Below are 1,468 nucleotides of genomic sequence, written 5' to 3' on the forward strand. Positions count from 1 at the left end.
AAGCAGTTGTAACATCAAGTGGTAATGACAAGGGTGGTAAAGCAAAAATTACCTTGAAAAACTTGGACAAGTACCTAGCTGCAACTGGTGGAGATAAAGTTAAGGATGTATCTGGTAACTTTGCGGCATCATTCCGATTCCTAAAAGACCAGACTAAGACACCAATTAGCTTTAATTCTTCTTCTATGAAGCAAGAGGTAACTCAGACATATACCTCTAAGACAATCACAGGTCCTAAAGTTGGTACTGAAAACTATGCGAAAGCTGGTGGACAAGCTTCTCGTGAAAGCTGGAACTCTCCAAAACTAGCAGCGATCGGATCAGTGAGCTCAGGTAATGAGATGTCAAACTGGCGTGTACGTGTGAACACAGAAAAACAAGATTTTGGACAAAACATTGTGCTTCATGACACAATTCCAAATGATGATACATCCTACACACCAGCTCAATACATTCCAGAAAGCTTGAAGATTTACAAGGCTGATATTACAGGCGGTACTTCTGCTGTTCCTCCAGGAGCAGAACTCATGGTAGAAGGCACTGACTATACAGTTGCTTGGAACTCAAACTATACATCATTTGATGTTACGCTTAAGGATGGAACAGCATCTTACTTCGTTACATATAGTACTACCACTCCAAATGATGGTACGAAAGTAGCAAATATCGTAGCTTTGTCTCTTGCAGACGGAACAAAACTTGCACAAAATACAAGTCGCCCAGGTGCGCTTAGCATGAAAGCGGAAGCAACATCTTTGATTTCTGGTACAATTGTAGCATCTACAGCCTACCAAATTAAGATTAATAAGACAGATGCCTTCACTCTTTCACCTGTTCAAGGAGCAGTTTATACTGTAACTGCAGCAGATGATGCGAGCGAAACAACAGAAGTGACTACGAATGAAAAAGGAGTAGCACTGACTAAAACTTATGATCAGAAATGGGAAGGTAAAACTTTCAAGATTAAAGAGAAGACAGCTCCAGCTGGCTATAAGCTAGATGAGAAAGAGTATACAGTTAAACTCGGAGCAGCCGGTTCTACTATTAATCTTAAAGATGAACCAGTTCCAGCTGTATTCAATGTGACTGCTAAGAAAGTGGTAGAAGGTCGTACAGATAAACTTCCAAAAGCGGATGAGTTTACCTTTAACCTATATACAGCAGAGAACTTGAAGACTCCAGTAGCCACAGCGAAATCAAAAGCTGATGGAACGATTACCTTCGAGAACATTGAAGTAAAAGGTGCGGGAACTTATCGCTACATCATCAAAGAAGATACTTCAGCAGCAATCAATGGTATCACATTTGATGAAGAAGGTAAGGAAGTTACTGTAACTGCAGCATTCCAAGGTGGAGTATTGAAAGCTTCTATTACTTCAGCAGAACCAACTTTCACTAACACTTATAAAGCAGCTTCAACAAGCGCGACAATCAAAGCTAAGAAAGTCTTGAATGGTAAAGAGCTTGC

1 protein-coding gene is annotated in these 1,468 nt (G+C 40.4%); it reads left to right on the forward strand.

The window, feature by feature from the left end; all coding sequences use genetic code 11:
- On the forward strand, nucleotides 1-1,468 hold a 1,468-nt coding region (locus ACVC7S_RS08665; protein WP_447266853.1), incomplete at both ends, for a SpaA isopeptide-forming pilin-related protein.

It is taken from the genome of Streptococcus sp. Z556, from assembly GCF_053010225.1.